Origin of the sequence: Acinetobacter brisouioides, assembly GCF_004331075.1 — a bacterium.
Classification (GTDB): domain Bacteria; phylum Pseudomonadota; class Gammaproteobacteria; order Pseudomonadales; family Moraxellaceae; genus Acinetobacter.
Genome location: NZ_SJNX01000002.1, coordinates 231,864 through 248,804, shown reverse-complemented (window position 1 = coordinate 248,804; position 16,941 = coordinate 231,864). Strand labels below are relative to the sequence as shown.

Genomic DNA, 16,941 nt, shown 5'->3' with positions numbered 1-16,941 from the left:
AAATCAGTAGTCAGATTTTGAAATAGATGAATTTTTTATCAATCCACAGTTTTCCACAAAAAATGTGGATAAAGCTGTGGATAACTATACCCTTGACAGGGGGGATAGTCCGTTGACTAAGGCTTAGAAACAAATTGGTTATTTTTTAACCTTATTTAATTTTACTTATTTATCAGTGGGTTATTTATGTCAAGGGACCGTGGCTTAAAAAAAATTAATTTTTTTTTGCTAATTACTGAAACAATTTGACTTGATTTTTTAAATCAAGCTTGTTAAAAAGCTCGGCATGTACAGTTTTACTGTTACAATCAAATACAATTGTTTGCGCAGAGCATTCACTGGTAAACACAACAATGAAAATATTAAACAAAATTGCACTGCTGTCTATTTATTGTTGCGGAAGTTGCTTATGGATAGCTTCTGTAACACATGCTGGGCAAATTTATACCTATGAAGATCGTAACGGCACGCCATTGCTCACCAATCGTAAGCAAAGTGGTTCACACTTGACCAAAGTCAAAGTGACTTATTATGCCGACAGTAACATCCATAGTTACCACAATTGGGGTGGTTCTGAGGCTGCGGTTTTGCCGAGTTATAGTAGAAATAAAGATGCCTTCGATCCGATTATTCATCATGCCGCACAGCAGCATGGTTTATCTGAAGGTTTAATCAAAGCCATCATGCATACCGAGTCAGGTTTTAATAGCAATGCCCGCTCTCCTGTTGGAGCACAAGGTTTAATGCAACTTATGCCTGCAACGGCAAAGCGTTTTAATGTCAACAACCCTTACGACCCGCAGCAGAATATTTTGGGTGGGGCAAGATATCTGAGTTTATTGTTAAAGCGCTATAGTGGTAATACGCATTTGGCACTGGCAGCCTATAATGCTGGCGAAGGTAATGTGGATAAATACGGTGGTATTCCTCCTTTTCGGGAAACGCAGGATTATGTACGCCGTGTGATGAGTCGCTACAATAACTTGTATGCTAGTGGTATTCGTATTGATTCTGCTAAAGATAGTGAGCCTGCTTCTGCAATTACCTCAACATCAACTAAAAACAGTAGTCCTGTATTTACTTCTCATAAAGCTGCCAGCAACCGAAAAATTGTTCAACTATCGAATGGAACATTTACTGATATTGCAGTCAGGAACTAAGAGTTTACACATTTTGGAAACATGATTTTGATGTGTTTTCCCGATTTATTCTTGAATTTTCCCTGACAAGGTCGCATATTAACGACATGATTTATTGAATAGATAAATCATGTTTTTTTTATTATAAGAGGATTATCCTAATGATGCGGATTGGTTTGTTTTTGCTTACCAACCTCGCGGTACTGGTTGTCGCTGGTCTTATTTTGTCAGTTTTGGGTGTCGGAAGTTACCACGGTGCGGGTGGTTTAAACTTGGGCAACCTGCTTGTGATCTGTTTTGTATTCGGTATGGTCGGTTCGTTGATTTCACTTTTCATGTCGAAGTGGATGGCGAAAAAGACTACAGGTACAGAATTGATCGATCCAAATGCTCCTCGTAGCCAAGCGGAAGTTTGGTTATTACAAACGGTCGCAGACCTTGCACAGCGTTCAGGCATTAGTATGCCTGAGGTGGGTATTTTCCCATCTTATCAATCGAATGCTTTTGCAACGGGTTGGAACAAAAATGACGCGCTTGTTGCTGTATCGACTGGTTTGCTTGAACGTATGAATAAAGATGAATTGCGTGCAGTTTTGGCGCATGAAATCGGTCACGTTGCCAATGGTGATATGGTGACTTTATCCCTGATTCAGGGGGTCGTGAATGCTTTTGTCATGTTCTTCGCTCGTGTAGTCGGAGACTTCATCGACCGTAATGTATTTGGTCGTCAAGATGACGAAGCACCAGGTATTGGTTATATGGTCATTAGCATGGTACTGGATATTGTATTTGGTATTTTGGCATCGGCAATTGTCATGTGGTTCTCACGTTACCGTGAATATCGTGCCGATGAAGCAGGTGCGCGCCTAGCAGGTAAACAAGCCATGATTTCGGCTTTGTTACGTTTACAAGCTGAAAGTGAAATGCCTGATCAAATGCCAAAAGAAATGAAAGCGTTGGCAATTGCAGAAGGTCAGGAACAAGGTTTCAGTTTGGCTGCTTTATTCCAAACTCACCCAAGCATTGAGCAGCGTGTTACAGCTTTGCAGCAGCTTAACTGCCCATAATTAAAGAGTTTTTATCAAGATACTATCAGCCAGTTAAGTAATTGACTGGCTTTTCTTTTTTAGATTTAAGATGTTATATATTTTGTATAAATGCTATCTACAACTGTTTGAGGCAAAAGGCTTTTGCAAAAACTGTTTCTATGATTCTATTGTAAGAATATGAATTATAATAATTTTTACTTAGAATTAGATAAAAAGTTAAGGAAATCATTGAAAATCTCCTTAACTGATCATTACTCCGCCAGTAAGCGTCTTTAAGCTTGAGGCAAGTCAAACCAAATTATTTGAGTGTCTTGTAGGGCTTGCATTTGAACATCTTCAGCAAAAAGTAAAGCATCCCCAGCACCAACCAATTGTTCACCAATCATGACCTGACCAGAAATGACATGTACATAATTCAGTGCATGTGTAGCATGGATTTCAAGCTGATTGCTTTCTGTCAAATAAGCCGCTTTAACTTCCGCATCTTGTCGAATCACCATCGGTGCATTTTGACTTCCAACAATCAAGTGCCATTGATTGGGTTGCTGCTGTGGATCGCACTGGATTTGCTGATAGTTTGGCTCAGCATTTCGTACATTAGGATGAATCCAGATTTGCAGCATATGTACAGCTTCATCACCCTGATTAATTTCACTGTGTTGAATTCCTGTACCTGCACTCATAAGTTGCCATTCACCCGCAGAAATCTGGGTCTGATTACCCATGGTATCTTTATGGCTAATCGTACCTTTCAGCACGCAAGTTAAGATTTCCATGTTGTCGTGTGGGTGTGTGCCAAAACCATTGTGAGCAGCAATCGTATCATCATTAATGACACGCAAAACGCTTACGCCCATATAGTCTGGATTGTACCAACTACCAAACGAAAAACTGTGATAAGTATCAAGCCAGCCTGCTTTGACGTGCCCACGTTCTTCACTGCGATGTAAATAACTTTGCATAATTTTGTCTCCACATGACATTTCATGTTGTCTATGGCTTATTTTAGGCGTTTTATAAAATGTGATAAATGCTGTTAAATACAACTAAATATCCTAAAAATGAAACAATAATGGTGACGTATCTAAGTCAGCACTTAATAAGTTGCCATTGAGAAGATAGTTTGATCAGAGATTAAGATTATGAGGGAGCAAGGCGATATGTATGGCTTTATGGATCGTATTATTTATCTATCGCATCTGAATGGGGGTTGTTTTTAGCTTATGTTTTCTGTTGACCTAATTTAGTCAACATTAAATCAATCCCTGCAAACACTACGCTGCCAATCGTAGCAAGCAGCATATCTTTATGAGCATCCCAAACATCGCCTTGCTGACCATTATAGTTTTCGGCAGCTTCAGGAGAAAGATGAATGGCAATCCACCATTCAATCAGTTCATATAGCATGCTAGACGCCATGACCAATTGAATAACTAAAAAACATAGCTGATATGCGCTGGCTTGAGGAAATGTGACTTGAAATAGGCGTTTAAAAAAGGGATATAGCAAAAAGCCATAAGCAAAATGGACTAAACGATCATACATATTGCGTGACCAATGCATACTGGCATTTAAGTCGAAACCTAGTAGGTGTTTGATCCAGTCATTGTAGGGGACATAGGAATATAAATAATGCGCTCCGACTATATGAATAATCAGAAAACCAATATAGAAACTAAAACTCAGAAAGTTAAGCCCAATTTTTTGAAAGCAATAGCACAGAGCAATCAACATGAACACTGTGCCCGCCTGATGCAGCAGATAATCAGGGTATTGAAGTGGATGAATACTGGCAATAATCAGCGCGTCTGCGAGTATTGTAAATATGATGGCGTGTTTAAAAGTGTATTTTTGTTCGAGCATATTCTTTGTGTTTTTTGCGGTATAAATGGAAAAAAAGCGAAGCCGAAGCTTCGCTTTTTCTAAACTCAAATCTTGAAACTTAAAGTTTGTTGATTAAAGTAGTGATTTGTTTTGCCTGTTCAGCAGCATTACCTGTATAAGTTGCAGGCGTTAATTCTGCAAGGCGAGCACGTTCTTCGCTTGGAACTTGTGCAAGTTCATCACCATTGACGAAGTTCACCATCATTTCACGAGTCATTGCTTGACCACGAGTTAATGCTTTCAATTTTTCGTAAGGTTTTTCAATGTTGTAACGACGCATTACAGTTTGAATTGGTTCAGCAAGCACTTCTTGAGCATGATCAAGGTCTTCAAGAATACGTGCAGCATTTAACTCAAGTTTACCAATACCTTTAGAGCATGCTTCAAATGCGATTAAGCTTTGTGCGAAACCAACACCCATGTTACGAAGTACAGTCGAGTCAGTTAAGTCACGCTGCCAACGAGAGATTGGTAATTTTTCGCCCAAGTGTGCCAATACTGCATTTGCAATACCCAAGTTACCTTCAGAGTTTTCGAAGTCAATAGGGTTAACTTTATGCGGCATAGTTGAAGAACCAACTTCACCTTCTTTTAAGCGTTGTTTGAAGAAACCTAAAGAGATATAACCCCATACGTCACGGTTAAAATCGATCAAGATAGTATTGAAACGACGTAGTGCATCAAAAAGTTCCGCCATGTAGTCATGTGGTTCGATTTGAGTGGTGTAAGGGTTAAAAGTTAAACCTAAAGACTCAACAAAGGCTTGAGAATGAGCAGGCCAGTTAATTGTTGGGTAAGCAGAAAGGTGAGCATTATAGTTACCAACTGCACCGTTAATTTTGCCAAGCAATTCAACTTGTTTGAATTGTTTGATTTGGCGCGCTAAACGGTAAGCCACGTTTGCCATTTCTTTACCCAAAGTCGTTGGGCTTGCAGTTTGACCATGTGTACGAGACAACATTGGTTGTTCTGCATGTTGTTCTGCCAATTCAACGATTGAATCGATGATTTGTTGCATGGCAGCAACTAAAACGTCACGGCCATTTTTCAACATCAATGCATGCGACAAGTTGTTGATGTCTTCAGATGTACATGCAAAGTGAATGAATTCGCCTGCATTTTTAAGTTCATCGATGTGTGCAATTTTCTCTTTTAAGAAATACTCAACTGCTTTTACATCGTGATTGGTGGTACGTTCGATTTCTTTAATGCGTAGAGCATCTGCTTCTGAAAAATCAGTAACAATCGCATCCAAAGCTTGATTGGTTGCCGCACTGAATTCATTCACTTCAATAATTTCAGGGTGTTTTGCAAGTGCTTGCAACCAACGGACTTCAACAGTTACACGCGCATGAATTAAACCAAACTCAGATAAATAAGGACGTAAAGCATCACACTTACTGGCATAACGTCCATCTAAAGGTGAGAGTGCAGTTAAAGCGTTCATAAAGTTTCCTTCAATGTGGTGCAAAACACCTAAAACAAAAAACGGGATTAAATTTGACCAAGCTCATATTGCATTTGTGCAAGTGCTTGGATCTCTTGCAAAAGTTTACGTTTACCGAATATTAGCTGCAATGAGCTACCACCGAGCTGTCGCCACAGGTGCGCCATTTGCAGACCTGTGAATAACGAAGCACGAATTCGGTTGGTATGTTGAGTATCTTTAAAAGCTTCAGCATTGCCACGAACTAAAATGCGTGGGTTAATTTGCCCTGCGGTTTCGACATAGGTTTGCGCAAGGTTAGCTAAAATGCTGGGGTGTAAATAATTTTGGTCGAAAAAGGAAAGTTGTTTAAGAATTTGTTGTTGAGACTTGGCAATTTGCTGGACAAAATTGTGGTTACGGTAGACTTTCTTTTCAAGCTGTAACAGTGACATGGCGTAGGTCATCGGTAGCTTGGCTGTCGCAAGTTTAGGAATCTTGCTTTTAGGCGTAGGAGTAAAAGGCTGGGTGATACTTTGCTCTAGAATTTTTAAACCCAACGATAAATCTGTGAGCTGAGCAAAAAAATCGAGCGTCTGTGAAGAATTGCTTTCGGCTGGTCTGATATTTAAACTGGCTTTAATCAATTGTTCAAAATAAAAATTGCCACTTTCGCCTATATTATTCAGTCCCATCATCGCGGTCATGTGGGTTAGCTGGGCAGCTTGAAAAACCGCTGCTAACGCCAAGACACGATTTTGACGGACGGTTAATTGTTGAGGCTGTTGAAAGGGAAGATCAACCATGCCTAAGAATTCCTAAAGAAAAGCGGGTTTAGGTGCATTGGTATGATGAATCACGCCGCCGCCTAAACAGTTATCATTGATATAAAACACAACACTTTGACCTGGCGTTACAGCGCGCTGTGGCTGATCAAACTCTACGCGTACACCTTCATGCTTTGAGTCATAAAAAATCGTACATGCCTGATCAGACTGGCGATAACGGGTTTTGGCTGTGCAACGTAAGCCAGTTGCAGGAATTTCTTGTTCACCTGCAACCCAGTCAATTTTTTCACTCCACAACGTGGTACTTTGCATGAGCGGGTTTTCATGTCCCTGACCCACGACCAGACGATTACCGTCTATATCTTTATGCAGAACAAACCATGCACCTTCATCGGCATCTTTCATGCCACCCAAACCAATACCACCACGCTGACCCAGTGTATAGTACATTAAGCCGTGATGTTCACCAACTTCCTGACCACTTTCCAGCACAATTTTTCCAGGTTGTGCAGGTAAATATTGTTTTAAGAAGTCATTAAAACGACGTTCACCAATAAAGCAAATCCCTGTAGAATCTTTTTTCTTGGCTGTCGCCAAGTCAAGTTCAGCTGCAATTTTTCGAACTTGAGGCTTCTCAATTTCACCAACAGGGAACAACGTTTTATTAATTTCGCGTCCATGAACTGCATGTAGGAAATAACTTTGATCTTTATTTTGGTCAACTCCACGTAGCAACTGTGCGTATGCTTCACCTTTGCTGTTGTATTGAGTTTCGCCACGGCGAGTATAATGACCTGTCGCAATAAAATCTGCGCCTAAAGTAATTGCATGATCTAAAAATGCACGGAACTTAATTTCTTTGTTGCACAAAATATCAGGGTTTGGTGTACGTCCTGCTGCATATTCGGCAAGAAAGTGCTCAAATACACGATCCCAGTATTCCATGGCAAAGTTGGCTGTGTGTAGCTTAATACCAAGTTTATCGGCAACTGCTTGGGCATCTGCAAGATCTTCAAGTGCTGTACAGTATTCCGTTCCGTCATCTTCTTCCCAGTTCTTCATAAACAAGCCTTCGACTTGATAACCTTGTTGAAGAAGTAAAGCAGCAGAAACAGAAGAATCTACACCACCAGACATACCGACGATGACACGTTGTTGCATAGGACTAGGCATCCAAATTTGAAGTTAGATTGGGAGAGAAGGGATGTTCATGAATCATGGATAAAGGATATTTTTGGCCTGTTAAACTGTCTTGAATCGCTTGAATGACTAAAGGGCTGCGTGCGCGTCCAGAGTTTTGCAACTCATCAAAAGATAACCATGTCGCCTGAATAATGCCTGTGTCGAGTTTGGCATGCGCATATTCTTCGACGATATGTGCCAAAAAACAGAAACGAAAATAAGTACGATCTGGGAACATTGGGGGAGTATAGGTATAAATTCCTAACAAATGATCGATTTGAATATCATGTCCAGTTTCTTCGCGCGTTTCGCGAATGGCAGCTTCAACTAAGGTTTCACCAGCTTCAACATGCCCTGCAGGTTGGTTAAACACAGGATGCGTAAACCCTTCCGAATGTTCTTCAACAAACAGAAATTTACCGTTTTTTTCAACAACGGTTGCAACCGTGACATGTGCTGCCCAAGCTGTCATAAAAAGCACCATGATTTAAAAGGTGTATTCTACAAAATTTAGTGAAGAATGGCTATGTCGAGATGACTTCGAGTTTGCGATAATTCTTAAAAACTTTTTAGATTGGAAGCCTCTTATACTTCATCCATCTGGCTATGATTTTCAATTCGAATTTTTGAAATGATTTGAACTTAATTGTCTAAAAAGAGTGAGTAAAATCTAATTTTCAAAAATGTTTTTATAATATTTATTGAGTTAGCCATAAATAATCTTCAGGTGATTAATCAGTTGCTATGCTGGATTTGTGTTTAGCATAAACAATAGGCACTTAAATCAATTTTTTAAGTGCCTATAGATCAGTAATGCATTACAGTCTAATTGTATCGTTAGAATCTGTAGTTTACACCGAGTAAAACTTGATCTTGGGTGTAATCAAATTTTTCTCTAATACCTTGAAAGCCAGAAAGGTTATATGCTGAGTGACCAAGGTCACTATAACGATATTCTAACTTTACAGAAACATTTTTAGAGGCTAGATATTCGACACCAGCACCAGCAACCCAACCATCTTGCCATTTTTTATTGGTTTCGGAGTCTGTTCCCTCAATAATAACATTTAAGGATCGTTTAATTTGAGCGCCAGAGTAACCAAATAATCCATATAGTAATGTGTTGTTAGTTACTAAATAGCCCACGCGACCTACTGCAGAAACAGATTGCTTGACATCACTTTTAAATTGGCATTCTGCACCAGAGCAATCCAGTAAGTCCTTATAATCATCTGCTTTACGGTAATAATTATATCCTGCCTCTATACCAAGTATCGCTTTGGAACCTAAAGCCCAATTATAGCCACCCAATATGCCAACGCCCATACCATCTGGTTTTAAGTTTTGGGAGACAAAAGTATTCCACTAGAAGAGATTGTGGCTTTATCTTTACTTTGGATATATGAGCTTTCAACACCAATATAAGGCCCACTGAAATTGTTATTTGCCAATGTAGTCGCTGATGAAGTCAGACCAACAATTGCAAGACATACTGACACCGTTGTAGATTTAAATATTTTCATTTTTACTACCTCTTTGTAACATTATTTTAATTTGGGTTGCTTGTTTTTTATACAATGTATTTTGTGTTAAATCAACTTTTATTATCAGGGATCTTTGAAAAATTAAAAAATATGAACTAGTGATTTTTTTCTTAAAAAATTGTTTTATAGATTAAGGCAACCCAACGATTAAATAAGGATATTTTGAACGAAGTTGAGTCTCAATTAAAGCAACCTAGAGGCAAACGCTTTAGTCAGTATCCACAAGAACTGAATTGTAAAATCGGCAAAAGGTAAATCACAATTGAATTGAACTGGTAGAGTTTTCTAAGTGAAGCTTATTGGTTATAAGAGGAGGACATTGTGATTTATATCCTCCTGGTTTTTTACTCAAGATGATCTAACTCACGCGCTAGCTTCTATTGATTCTGTTTATGATTCCCAGCTACTTTTACATAATGCTGAGCGGAGTAAGCTAAGAACGTTTTTTCTTGATCGGTGAGTGGTCGAACCTTTTGAATTGGGCTACCCACATATAAATAGCCACTTTCCAAGCGTTTGCGTGGTGGTACTAGACTCCCCGCACCAATCATCACATCGTCTTCAATCATCACGTCATCAAGAATTACAGTATTAATACCGACCAAAACCCGATTTCCAATCGTACAACCATGTAACGTCACATGGTGTCCAATGGTGACGTCTTCACCGATGATCAATGGGGAACCATTTGGTTTATTTGGGTTTTTATGACTAACATGTAGCATACAGTGGTCTTGGACATTACTGTTTTTACCAATTTGAATGGAATTGACATCGCCACGAATGACGGCAAATGGCCAAACCGAAACATTTTCTGCAAGTTGTACATCGCCAATCACAACCGACATAGCATCAATATAACAACTGTCATCAATCTGAGGTGTATGTTCTAAATAGGAGCGAATATTGTTCATCATATAAAATGGGTGTGTTTGAAATAGGCTTGAGTATAAAATAAAAAAAGCACCCATAACGATGTCATGAATGCTTTTGTTGACAGTATATTTTTAATTAAAACAATTTGCTAAAGAATTGTTTGATATGGTCAACCAGACGAGAGAAGAAACCTGCTTCATTGACTGCTTTAAGTGCAACAACAGGTTTTTCAGCAATCACTTTGCCATTTAAAGTCGCAACCAACTTCCCGATGGCTTGACCTTGTTTAAGAGGTGCATTGACTTCAGAAGAAATCTGCAAGCTGGTTTTAATATCACTTGCCTGACCTTTTGGCATGGTCACACTGAAGTCTTCAGCTAAACCAGTGGGTACTTCATTTTCTGTGCCATACCAAACGCGAACATTTTTAAGAGGCTGATTGGCAGGTTTTACTTTTACGGTTTCGTAGTTTGCAAAGCCCCAAGACAATAATTCACGAGTTTGTGATGCACGCTCATTGACACTTGGTGTGCCAAAAATCACTGAGATTAGGCGCATTGGGCCACGTTTACTTGATGTTGTTAAACAGTAACCAGCTTCATCTGTGTGGCCTGTTTTTAAACCGTCAACACTTGGATCGGTATATAACAATGGATTACGGTTACCCTGTTTGATACCGTTAAACGCAAATGCTTTTTCTGAGTAAATTGGATAATATTTGGCACTATCATGAATAATGTGTTGTGCCAATATAGCCATATCTTTCGCACTAGAATAATGACCATCTGCAGGAAGACCCGTGGCATTCATGAAGTGAGTATTGTTCATGCCAATGCGTTTGGATTCTTGGTTCATCATATAGGCAAATGTGCCTTCATTACCCGCAATGTGCTCAGCCATGGCTTTAGATGCATCATTACCTGACTGAATAATAATACCGCGTAACATTTCAAGCACAGTTGCCGTGCCATTTAAAGGAACATACATACATGATTCGGTGCTGCTGCCTCGACACCATGCTGATTCGTTCATGCGAACTTTTTCACCTTCGGTGAGCTGACCTTTAAGTAATTTTTGTTCAATGATGTAGCTGGTCATCATTTTAGTCATAGAAGCAGGTGCTAGCTTTTCATTTTCATTCTTCGCAGCAAGCACTTGTCCCGTTTCGTAATCCATTAACACATATGATTTATTATTTAAATCTGGTGGCGAAGATAAGACTGTTGCTGCATATGAGAAGGATGGTAAAAGTAGTAGGGCAGCAAAGGCACTTTTTCGGCTCATTCTGTATATTCCAGTGATTGTAGCGGCAAACAAAGTCTAGCATTTTAGGATAAAGCCAAGTGGACTTCTAGACACGAGCTTGGCTTATTTCGATGAGTATTGTAACGAAATTAAGAATCTTTATTTAATGTCGAAATTTCACTGCAAATATCTTTATTTTGTTGCTCACCAGCCTTCTTGGCATCGTTTTGCGCTTCAGTAATATATTTTTGGAAATCTTTCTGTTTAGCACGTTTTTCTAATGCCTGTACGGGATCTTTTTCATCTGGCATGTTTTCTTTGACCAGTGCTGCATAACCTGTCTGATAGTTCGGATCTTTATTGAAACCGTAATTTGTGCATAGCTGAGATAGAACCACAATCGCAGCCAGTTCCTCAGGGGTTGTTTCGTTGTGTTCAGAAGTAACTTCAAAATTTTCTGTAGGTGTTTCAGCATAAGCCAGTGAGATGCCTAAGCTTGAACCACAAAGTAAACCAATTGTTAATTTATGTGTAATCGACTTGATCATGAGCTAAATATCATTACTAAAACAGTGCACAAAGATTACCTGTTTTTAACAAAAATAACAGCAGGTAAACTGTATTAAAGCTGTATTTTTGTTCATTTTTTTAAAATAAAAACAGGAGGTTAGGTAAACTTTAAAGATGGGTAAAATTTGTACTTACTGAGCGTTAAGTACTTCTTCACATGCTGCTTTTAATTCAGGTTGGCTCATTTCCTGACTATTACTTTTGCTTTCAGCAAGCAAGGATTGATATTCATGATCTTGTGGTAATTCTTGAACCGATGTTGAGCGCGATAAAATACGTTGGTTTTGGTCAATCAGGCGTTGCATGTTCTGCTGAAATTGTGGACGTTTGTCAATGATCTGATGACATAGCTCCGATAGAACCTGTAAAGAGGCGAGGTCTCCTTTGGTGAGACTATTTTGTTCTTCTATTGTTAGGTCAGAATTTGCTGATGCAGACAACATCATACTTAAGGCAAAAGTTGCACAGAAAAAACGTTTTGCAAAATAGATCATATTGCACACAAATTTTTAGTGGATTCGATTGCGCCAATATATATACTTCTAGGCTTAAATCAGCAAGTAGTTTTTTTCTAAGAGTTTTTTTGTGAATATTTTAATTGCCAATGATGATGGTGTGTTTGCGCCAGGAATACAAGCTTTAGCACAAGCGTTAAAGCCTTTGGGTCGGGTCGTGGTGGTTGCACCAGAATCTGAACGTAGCGGATTTTCTAGTGCACTGACGCTTGATCGCCCATTACGCCCTATTGAAATTATGCCTGATGTTTGGGCGGTCAATGGCACGCCTGCGGACTGTGTTTACTTGGCGATTAATGGTTTATTTGATGTTGAGTTTGATTTGGTGGTGAGCGGTATTAACAGTGGCGCTAACCTGGGTGATGATGTGTTGTATTCTGGTACGGTGGGTGCTGCATTTGAGGGGCGCTTAACGACACATCCTGCAATTGCAGTCTCATTATCTGGTGCGCATGTACGTAATTACCAGTCTGCGGAAGATTATCGGGTTGCTGCACAATGGGTGCATGATTTTATTGCTCAAGGGTTGCCCCAGTTACCTGAGCGACATATTTTAAATATTAACATTCCTGATGTACCAGAACTCAAAGGAGCTTTGGTGACTTATCAGGGGCGTCGCCGTCAATCTAAGCCGATTAGCAGTCATGTTGATCCGCGTGGACGTCAGGTGTACTGGATCGGCCTTTCGGGAGAAGCTGTCGCTGAACCTGCTAAAACTGAAAATCATTTGCAGTCAGATTTTTATGCAGTGAATCATGGCTATGTCAGCATCACGCCGATTCAGATGGATGCAACCAATTATCAAATCTTGCAGCATTTACACGAACAGCTTGTCTAAAGTGAAGTGGTTTCTTTGTGCTGCTGTGTTGAGACTTTGTGACAAATCGGATCAATTCGGTGTGTCACAATTTTTTTTTGTTAATCTTAGCCGATGAATAGAATATTTTCTTTGATAGAGAGGAAAGTTGATGCAGATGTTGCAACAGTATCTTGTTAAAAAACAAGAACAAACAACGTGGCTGAAGCCGCTATTTTTATCTGTCGCTGCATTTTCAATGGTTGCATTTACAGGATGTGCCTCTAAACCACAGGTTCAGGCAACACGATATAGTCATGATACAGCCCCAAATTACTATACGGTACGCTCTGGGGATACTCTAAGTGGAATTGCAGCACGCTACGGATTAGACTATGTGGCAGTTGCACGTTTGAATGGAATTGCACCGCCTTATACAATTTATGTGCATCAGTCACTTAAATTAAAAGGTTCAGCAGCACCTCATTCAACTACATCACCAGTCATGGCACATACCAGTAGTCGAATATCACAACAAACTGCACCCAAAGTTCAGCGCCGTGAATTACCTGTGCCATCGACTACAACTTTAGTCGCGGCGCCAGTTGCAACACGTACTCAAACTCAGGTTGCCCCAGTACCTGTAAATAATGGTTTGCAATGGATACTCCCATCTAATAATCCAATTATTCAAAATTATAATCTTGCCAGTAATGTTAAAGGTGTGCGCTTTGGCGGACAGCAAGGTGATCCTGTCGTTGCAACCGCAGCAGGGCAAGTGGTTTATGCTGATAACGGATTGAAAGAATTTGGGAATCTGGTTTTAATTCGACATAGCAATGGCTATATTAGTGCTTATGCACATAATAGCAAAATGCTGGTTAAGAGTGGTCAGACTGTATCTGCAGGACAAAAAATTGCCGAAATGGGTTCAACTGGAACAGATCGTGTGATGCTGGAATTCCAGATTCGTTCAGATGGAAAACCGATTGACCCAATGCAGCTTATTGCAAAAAATTCATAGAGCGTAATGCAAAAGTTGAATTTTCTTCAGGTATTCAGGCGTATTATGATTAGATCACGCTTTTTTATACCGAGGGAAGGTAATGTTAGATCAACTTCGAGCAATGGGAGTGTTTGCTTGTGTTGTCAAACAGAACTCTTTTAGTGGTGCTGCCCGAGTGTTGGGAATTACTACGAGTGCTGTCAGTCAGCAAATTCGCTCTTTAGAGCAGGAAATGGATGCAATCCTGTTATATCGATCAACTCGAAAACTTAGTTTGACTGAAGAAGGTCAAGTATTTTATCAGAGTTGTAAAGAGATGCTCGCAGCAGCTGAACGTGGCAAGATTCGTATGAATGAGTTACGTGATGATCTGATTGGTGAATTACACATTGCAACAACACCTGAGTTAGCCGCAAATCATATTATTCCAGCGCTATCTCAGTGGTTGTTTGCACACCGTGGTTTGAGTGTTAAGTTTGATGTTGATACACAATTTATTGATTTACAAAAAAATAATATTGATATCGCTTTGCGCATGGCACCAAAAATTGAAGAAACGACTTTCGATACTATCCCTCTGGCTCGAGTTGAACAAGTTTTGGTGGCTTCTGCAGATTATCTTAATCAAACGTCGTCAATCAATGTCCCAGAAGATTTAAAACAACATAATATTTTGCCTGTATATAGCATGCAGCATTGGCATCGTTTTTTCTTTCAGCATAATTTGTCTGACCAACGCGTTGAGCTGGAAATGAAAGCACGGATGAGTAGTAATAATATTTGTGTAGTCAAAGCCTTATGTAAAAATGGTTTGGGTTTAGCGCGAGTATTGTATTTAGACGTGCAAAAAGAGCTGATGAATGGTGAGTTGATCGAGGTTTTACCTGACTGGAAATTACCAAGTTATACCTTGTATGCAGTCGCTGCACCAATGGCGCAGCGTTCAGTAAAAACCCAGCGTTGCATTGAAGCATTGAAGGCGTATTTTAGCCAGATTCCTGGTGGGCGGTTATATAAAGAAGCTTCTTGATCAATAGATGTTGTTGTTTCTCCTAAAATAGGCTGAAACTTATGTCAAACAAGCGCCTCATGAATTTCATTGGGCGCTTTATCTTTTTAAGATAAATGTGATCCCTAACAATGAGAAATCGGTATTAATTCTGCAACCATCTTTCCAGTCTCTTTCGCTATTATTCTTTTGTATAATGAATGCATACCTTTTTTATATTACTTTTGTTTTATAGCGTGAAAGAAAATAGATGAATGAAGGGCATTGAGTAAATAAAAATTTATGTATTTTTGATGCCAAAACATTTTGCTAGTAATACTCTCTATTTCAGCTCGGTTTTTTTATTTGCATCAATCTATGGATCGCTATTCTTGTAAAGGTGCTTTTTTTAATGTTTAAATTATCAGTTGCTTATTTTTAGAGCATTTAATTGATTTATATATATTTTTTAAATAAAAAATCTTGACTGTATAGCGCTTTATCCCTAAAATTCTTTTCCAGATTCTCCCATAGCTCAGTCGGTAGAGCGACGGACTGTTAATCCGCAGGTCCCTGGTTCGAGCCCAGGTGGGAGAGCCAAGATTCAAAAGCCATACATTTGAGTATGGCTTTTTTTATGCATAAAAATAAGTTAAATCTTGCATATATTCACGTCTCTCAGCATTAAAAAATTACAGTAGATGTTTGCTCTAAATAGAAACATTAACTCAGGAAATTACTGCATCATTTGGCATTCTGTGGTTAAATGCCATCACATTTTATTGTATTTACTTCATGAAGGAAGAAATCATGCGCGCGTACAATTTCTGTGCTGGTCCTGCAGCATTACCAACAGCCGTTTTAGAAAAAGCTCAAAGCGAACTCCTAGATTGGCATGGTAAGGGCGTTTCCATCATGGAAATGAGCCATCGTAGTAAAGATTATGTGGCAGTTGCGGAGAAAGCAGAAGCTGATTTGCGTCAGCTCATGAACATTCCTGAAAATTACAAAGTACTATTTTTACAAGGTGGGGCAACATTACAGTTTTCTGCAATTCCACTGAATTTATTGGGTAAAAATAGCCAAGCAGATTATATTCACACAGGCATCTGGTCTGAAAAAGCCATTAAAGAAGCTCAGCGTTATGGCAATGTGCATGTGATTGAAGCGGGCACACAAATTGATGGGAAAACTGCGATTACTGATCCTGCAACTTGGCAGTTTTCTGACAATGCTGCTTACGTGCACTATTGTGAAAATGAAACAATTGGCGGTTTGCAGTTCAATCATATTCCTGAAACACAAGCACCACTTGTTGCTGACTTGTCTTCAAGTATTTTGTCTGCGCCGATTGATGTCAGCAAATTTGGTTTGATCTATGCGGGCGCACAGAAAAATATTGGCCCTGCTGGTCTAACTCTCGTGATTGTACGTGATGACTTGCTGGATCAAGCTAAACCTGAAATTCCAAGTTTATTAAAATATTCTGCTCAAGCAAAAAATGAGTCTATGGTGAATACACCTGCAACTTATGCATGGTATTTGTCTGGTTTAGTGTTTGAGTGGTTGCTTGAGCATGGCGGTGTAGATGCTATGCATCAAATTAACTTGAAAAAAGCTGAGTTGCTATACGGTTACATTGATTCTAGCGATTTTTATAATAACCCAATTGTGAAAGCGAACCGTTCATTGATGAATGTGCCATTTACTTTGGCAGATAGCAATTTAGATAAATTGTTCTTGCAAGAAGCTGAAGCTAACCATTTGTTAAACTTGGCAGGTCACCGTTCAGTCGGTGGTATGCGTGCCAGTATTTATAATGCTGTTCCATTTGAAGGTGTACAAGCATTGGTAAACTTTATGGATGACTTTGCAAAACGTCACGGTTAAGTTGAACTGTAAATAAAAAAACCTCATCAATATGATGAGGTTT

General features: G+C 39.3%; 16 protein-coding genes, 1 tRNA gene and 1 pseudogene. 7 read left to right on the top strand and 11 right to left on the bottom strand.

The genetic code is table 11. The annotated features are described in order from the left end of the window. Positions 1-353: 353 nt before the first annotated feature. Both E0H77_RS04090 and htpX read left to right on the top strand, forming a co-directional pair. Positions 354-1,160 (top strand): lytic transglycosylase domain-containing protein, encoded by an 807-nt coding sequence (locus E0H77_RS04090; protein WP_131375233.1) that lies wholly within the window; start codon positions 354-356, stop codon positions 1,158-1,160. Between the two features lie 140 nt (positions 1,161-1,300). Beyond that, positions 1,301-2,206 (top strand): protease HtpX, encoded by a 906-nt coding sequence (gene htpX / locus E0H77_RS04085; protein WP_131375232.1) that lies wholly within the window; start codon positions 1,301-1,303, stop codon positions 2,204-2,206. 254 nt (positions 2,207-2,460) lie between these two features. On the opposite strand, the gene E0H77_RS04080 is transcribed toward htpX, so the two are convergent. From E0H77_RS04080 to E0H77_RS04030, 11 genes and pseudogenes are all read right to left on the bottom strand, one after another. After that, positions 2,461-3,150 carry a pirin family protein gene (locus tag E0H77_RS04080; RefSeq protein WP_131375230.1) on the bottom strand — a complete coding sequence of 230 codons (690 nt, stop codon included), beginning with the start codon at positions 3,148-3,150 and terminating at the stop codon, positions 2,461-2,463. Between the two features lie 259 nt (positions 3,151-3,409). Beyond that, positions 3,410-4,051 (bottom strand): DUF2238 domain-containing protein, encoded by a 642-nt coding sequence (locus tag E0H77_RS04075; protein WP_131375228.1) that lies wholly within the window; start codon positions 4,049-4,051, stop codon positions 3,410-3,412. A 79-nt stretch (positions 4,052-4,130) separates the two neighbouring features. Next, a complete protein-coding gene (gene purB, locus E0H77_RS04070; RefSeq protein ID WP_131375226.1) occupies positions 4,131-5,519 on the bottom strand; it encodes an adenylosuccinate lyase in 1,389 nt (462 codons plus the stop codon). A 47-nt stretch (positions 5,520-5,566) separates the two neighbouring features. Next, positions 5,567-6,304 (bottom strand): high frequency lysogenization protein HflD, encoded by a 738-nt coding sequence (gene hflD, locus E0H77_RS04065; protein WP_131375224.1) that lies wholly within the window; start codon positions 6,302-6,304, stop codon positions 5,567-5,569. Positions 6,305-6,316: 12 nt separating this feature from the next. After that, positions 6,317-7,447 carry a tRNA 2-thiouridine(34) synthase MnmA gene (mnmA, locus tag E0H77_RS04060; RefSeq protein ID WP_131315148.1) on the bottom strand — a complete coding sequence of 377 codons (1,131 nt, stop codon included), beginning with the start codon at positions 7,445-7,447 and terminating at the stop codon, positions 6,317-6,319. A gap of 4 nt (positions 7,448-7,451) precedes the next feature. Further along, positions 7,452-7,940 (bottom strand): NUDIX hydrolase, encoded by a 489-nt coding sequence (locus tag E0H77_RS04055; protein ID WP_171478307.1) that lies wholly within the window; start codon positions 7,938-7,940, stop codon positions 7,452-7,454. Positions 7,941-8,305: 365 nt separating this feature from the next. Next, a pseudogene (locus E0H77_RS04050) lies at positions 8,306-8,806 on the bottom strand (outer membrane protein); the annotation flags it as partial. A 583-nt stretch (positions 8,807-9,389) separates the two neighbouring features. Continuing rightward, positions 9,390-9,929 carry a gamma carbonic anhydrase family protein gene (locus E0H77_RS04045; RefSeq protein ID WP_131375497.1) on the bottom strand — a complete coding sequence of 180 codons (540 nt, stop codon included), beginning with the start codon at positions 9,927-9,929 and terminating at the stop codon, positions 9,390-9,392. Between the two features lie 94 nt (positions 9,930-10,023). Continuing rightward, positions 10,024-11,172: a D-alanyl-D-alanine carboxypeptidase PBP5/6 gene (dacC, locus tag E0H77_RS04040; RefSeq protein ID WP_131315152.1), complete on the bottom strand. Its 1,149-nt coding sequence runs from the start codon at positions 11,170-11,172 to the stop codon at positions 10,024-10,026. 110 nt (positions 11,173-11,282) lie between these two features. Continuing rightward, positions 11,283-11,681: an MCR_0457 family protein gene (locus E0H77_RS04035; protein ID WP_131375218.1), complete on the bottom strand. Its 399-nt coding sequence runs from the start codon at positions 11,679-11,681 to the stop codon at positions 11,283-11,285. Positions 11,682-11,834: 153 nt separating this feature from the next. Further along, the gene (locus E0H77_RS04030; protein ID WP_131375216.1) at positions 11,835-12,197 is read right to left on the bottom strand and encodes an MCR_0457 family protein; all 363 of its coding nucleotides are present in this window, start codon (positions 12,195-12,197) and stop codon (positions 11,835-11,837) included. Positions 12,198-12,288: 91 nt separating this feature from the next. Between E0H77_RS04030 and surE the strand changes: the two genes are divergently transcribed. The 5 genes from surE to serC all read left to right on the top strand — a co-directional run bounded on the left by surE (position 12,289) and on the right by serC (position 16,898). Further along, entirely contained in the window at positions 12,289-13,056 is a 768-nt protein-coding gene (gene surE / locus E0H77_RS04025) for a 5'/3'-nucleotidase SurE (protein WP_131375214.1), read from the top strand. Between the two features lie 130 nt (positions 13,057-13,186). After that, on the top strand, positions 13,187-14,038 hold the full coding sequence (locus E0H77_RS04020; RefSeq protein ID WP_131375212.1) for a peptidoglycan DD-metalloendopeptidase family protein: 852 nt from the start codon (positions 13,187-13,189) through the stop codon (positions 14,036-14,038). Positions 14,039-14,120: 82 nt separating this feature from the next. Further along, positions 14,121-15,050, top strand: coding sequence for a LysR family transcriptional regulator (locus tag E0H77_RS04015; protein ID WP_131375210.1), 930 nt, complete (start codon positions 14,121-14,123; stop codon positions 15,048-15,050). Between the two features lie 482 nt (positions 15,051-15,532). Further along, positions 15,533-15,608 (top strand) — tRNA-Asn (locus E0H77_RS04010). Positions 15,609-15,818: 210 nt separating this feature from the next. Continuing rightward, the gene (serC, locus tag E0H77_RS04005) at positions 15,819-16,898 is read left to right on the top strand and encodes a 3-phosphoserine/phosphohydroxythreonine transaminase (RefSeq protein ID WP_131375208.1); all 1,080 of its coding nucleotides are present in this window, start codon (positions 15,819-15,821) and stop codon (positions 16,896-16,898) included. Positions 16,899-16,941 lie beyond the last annotated feature (43 nt).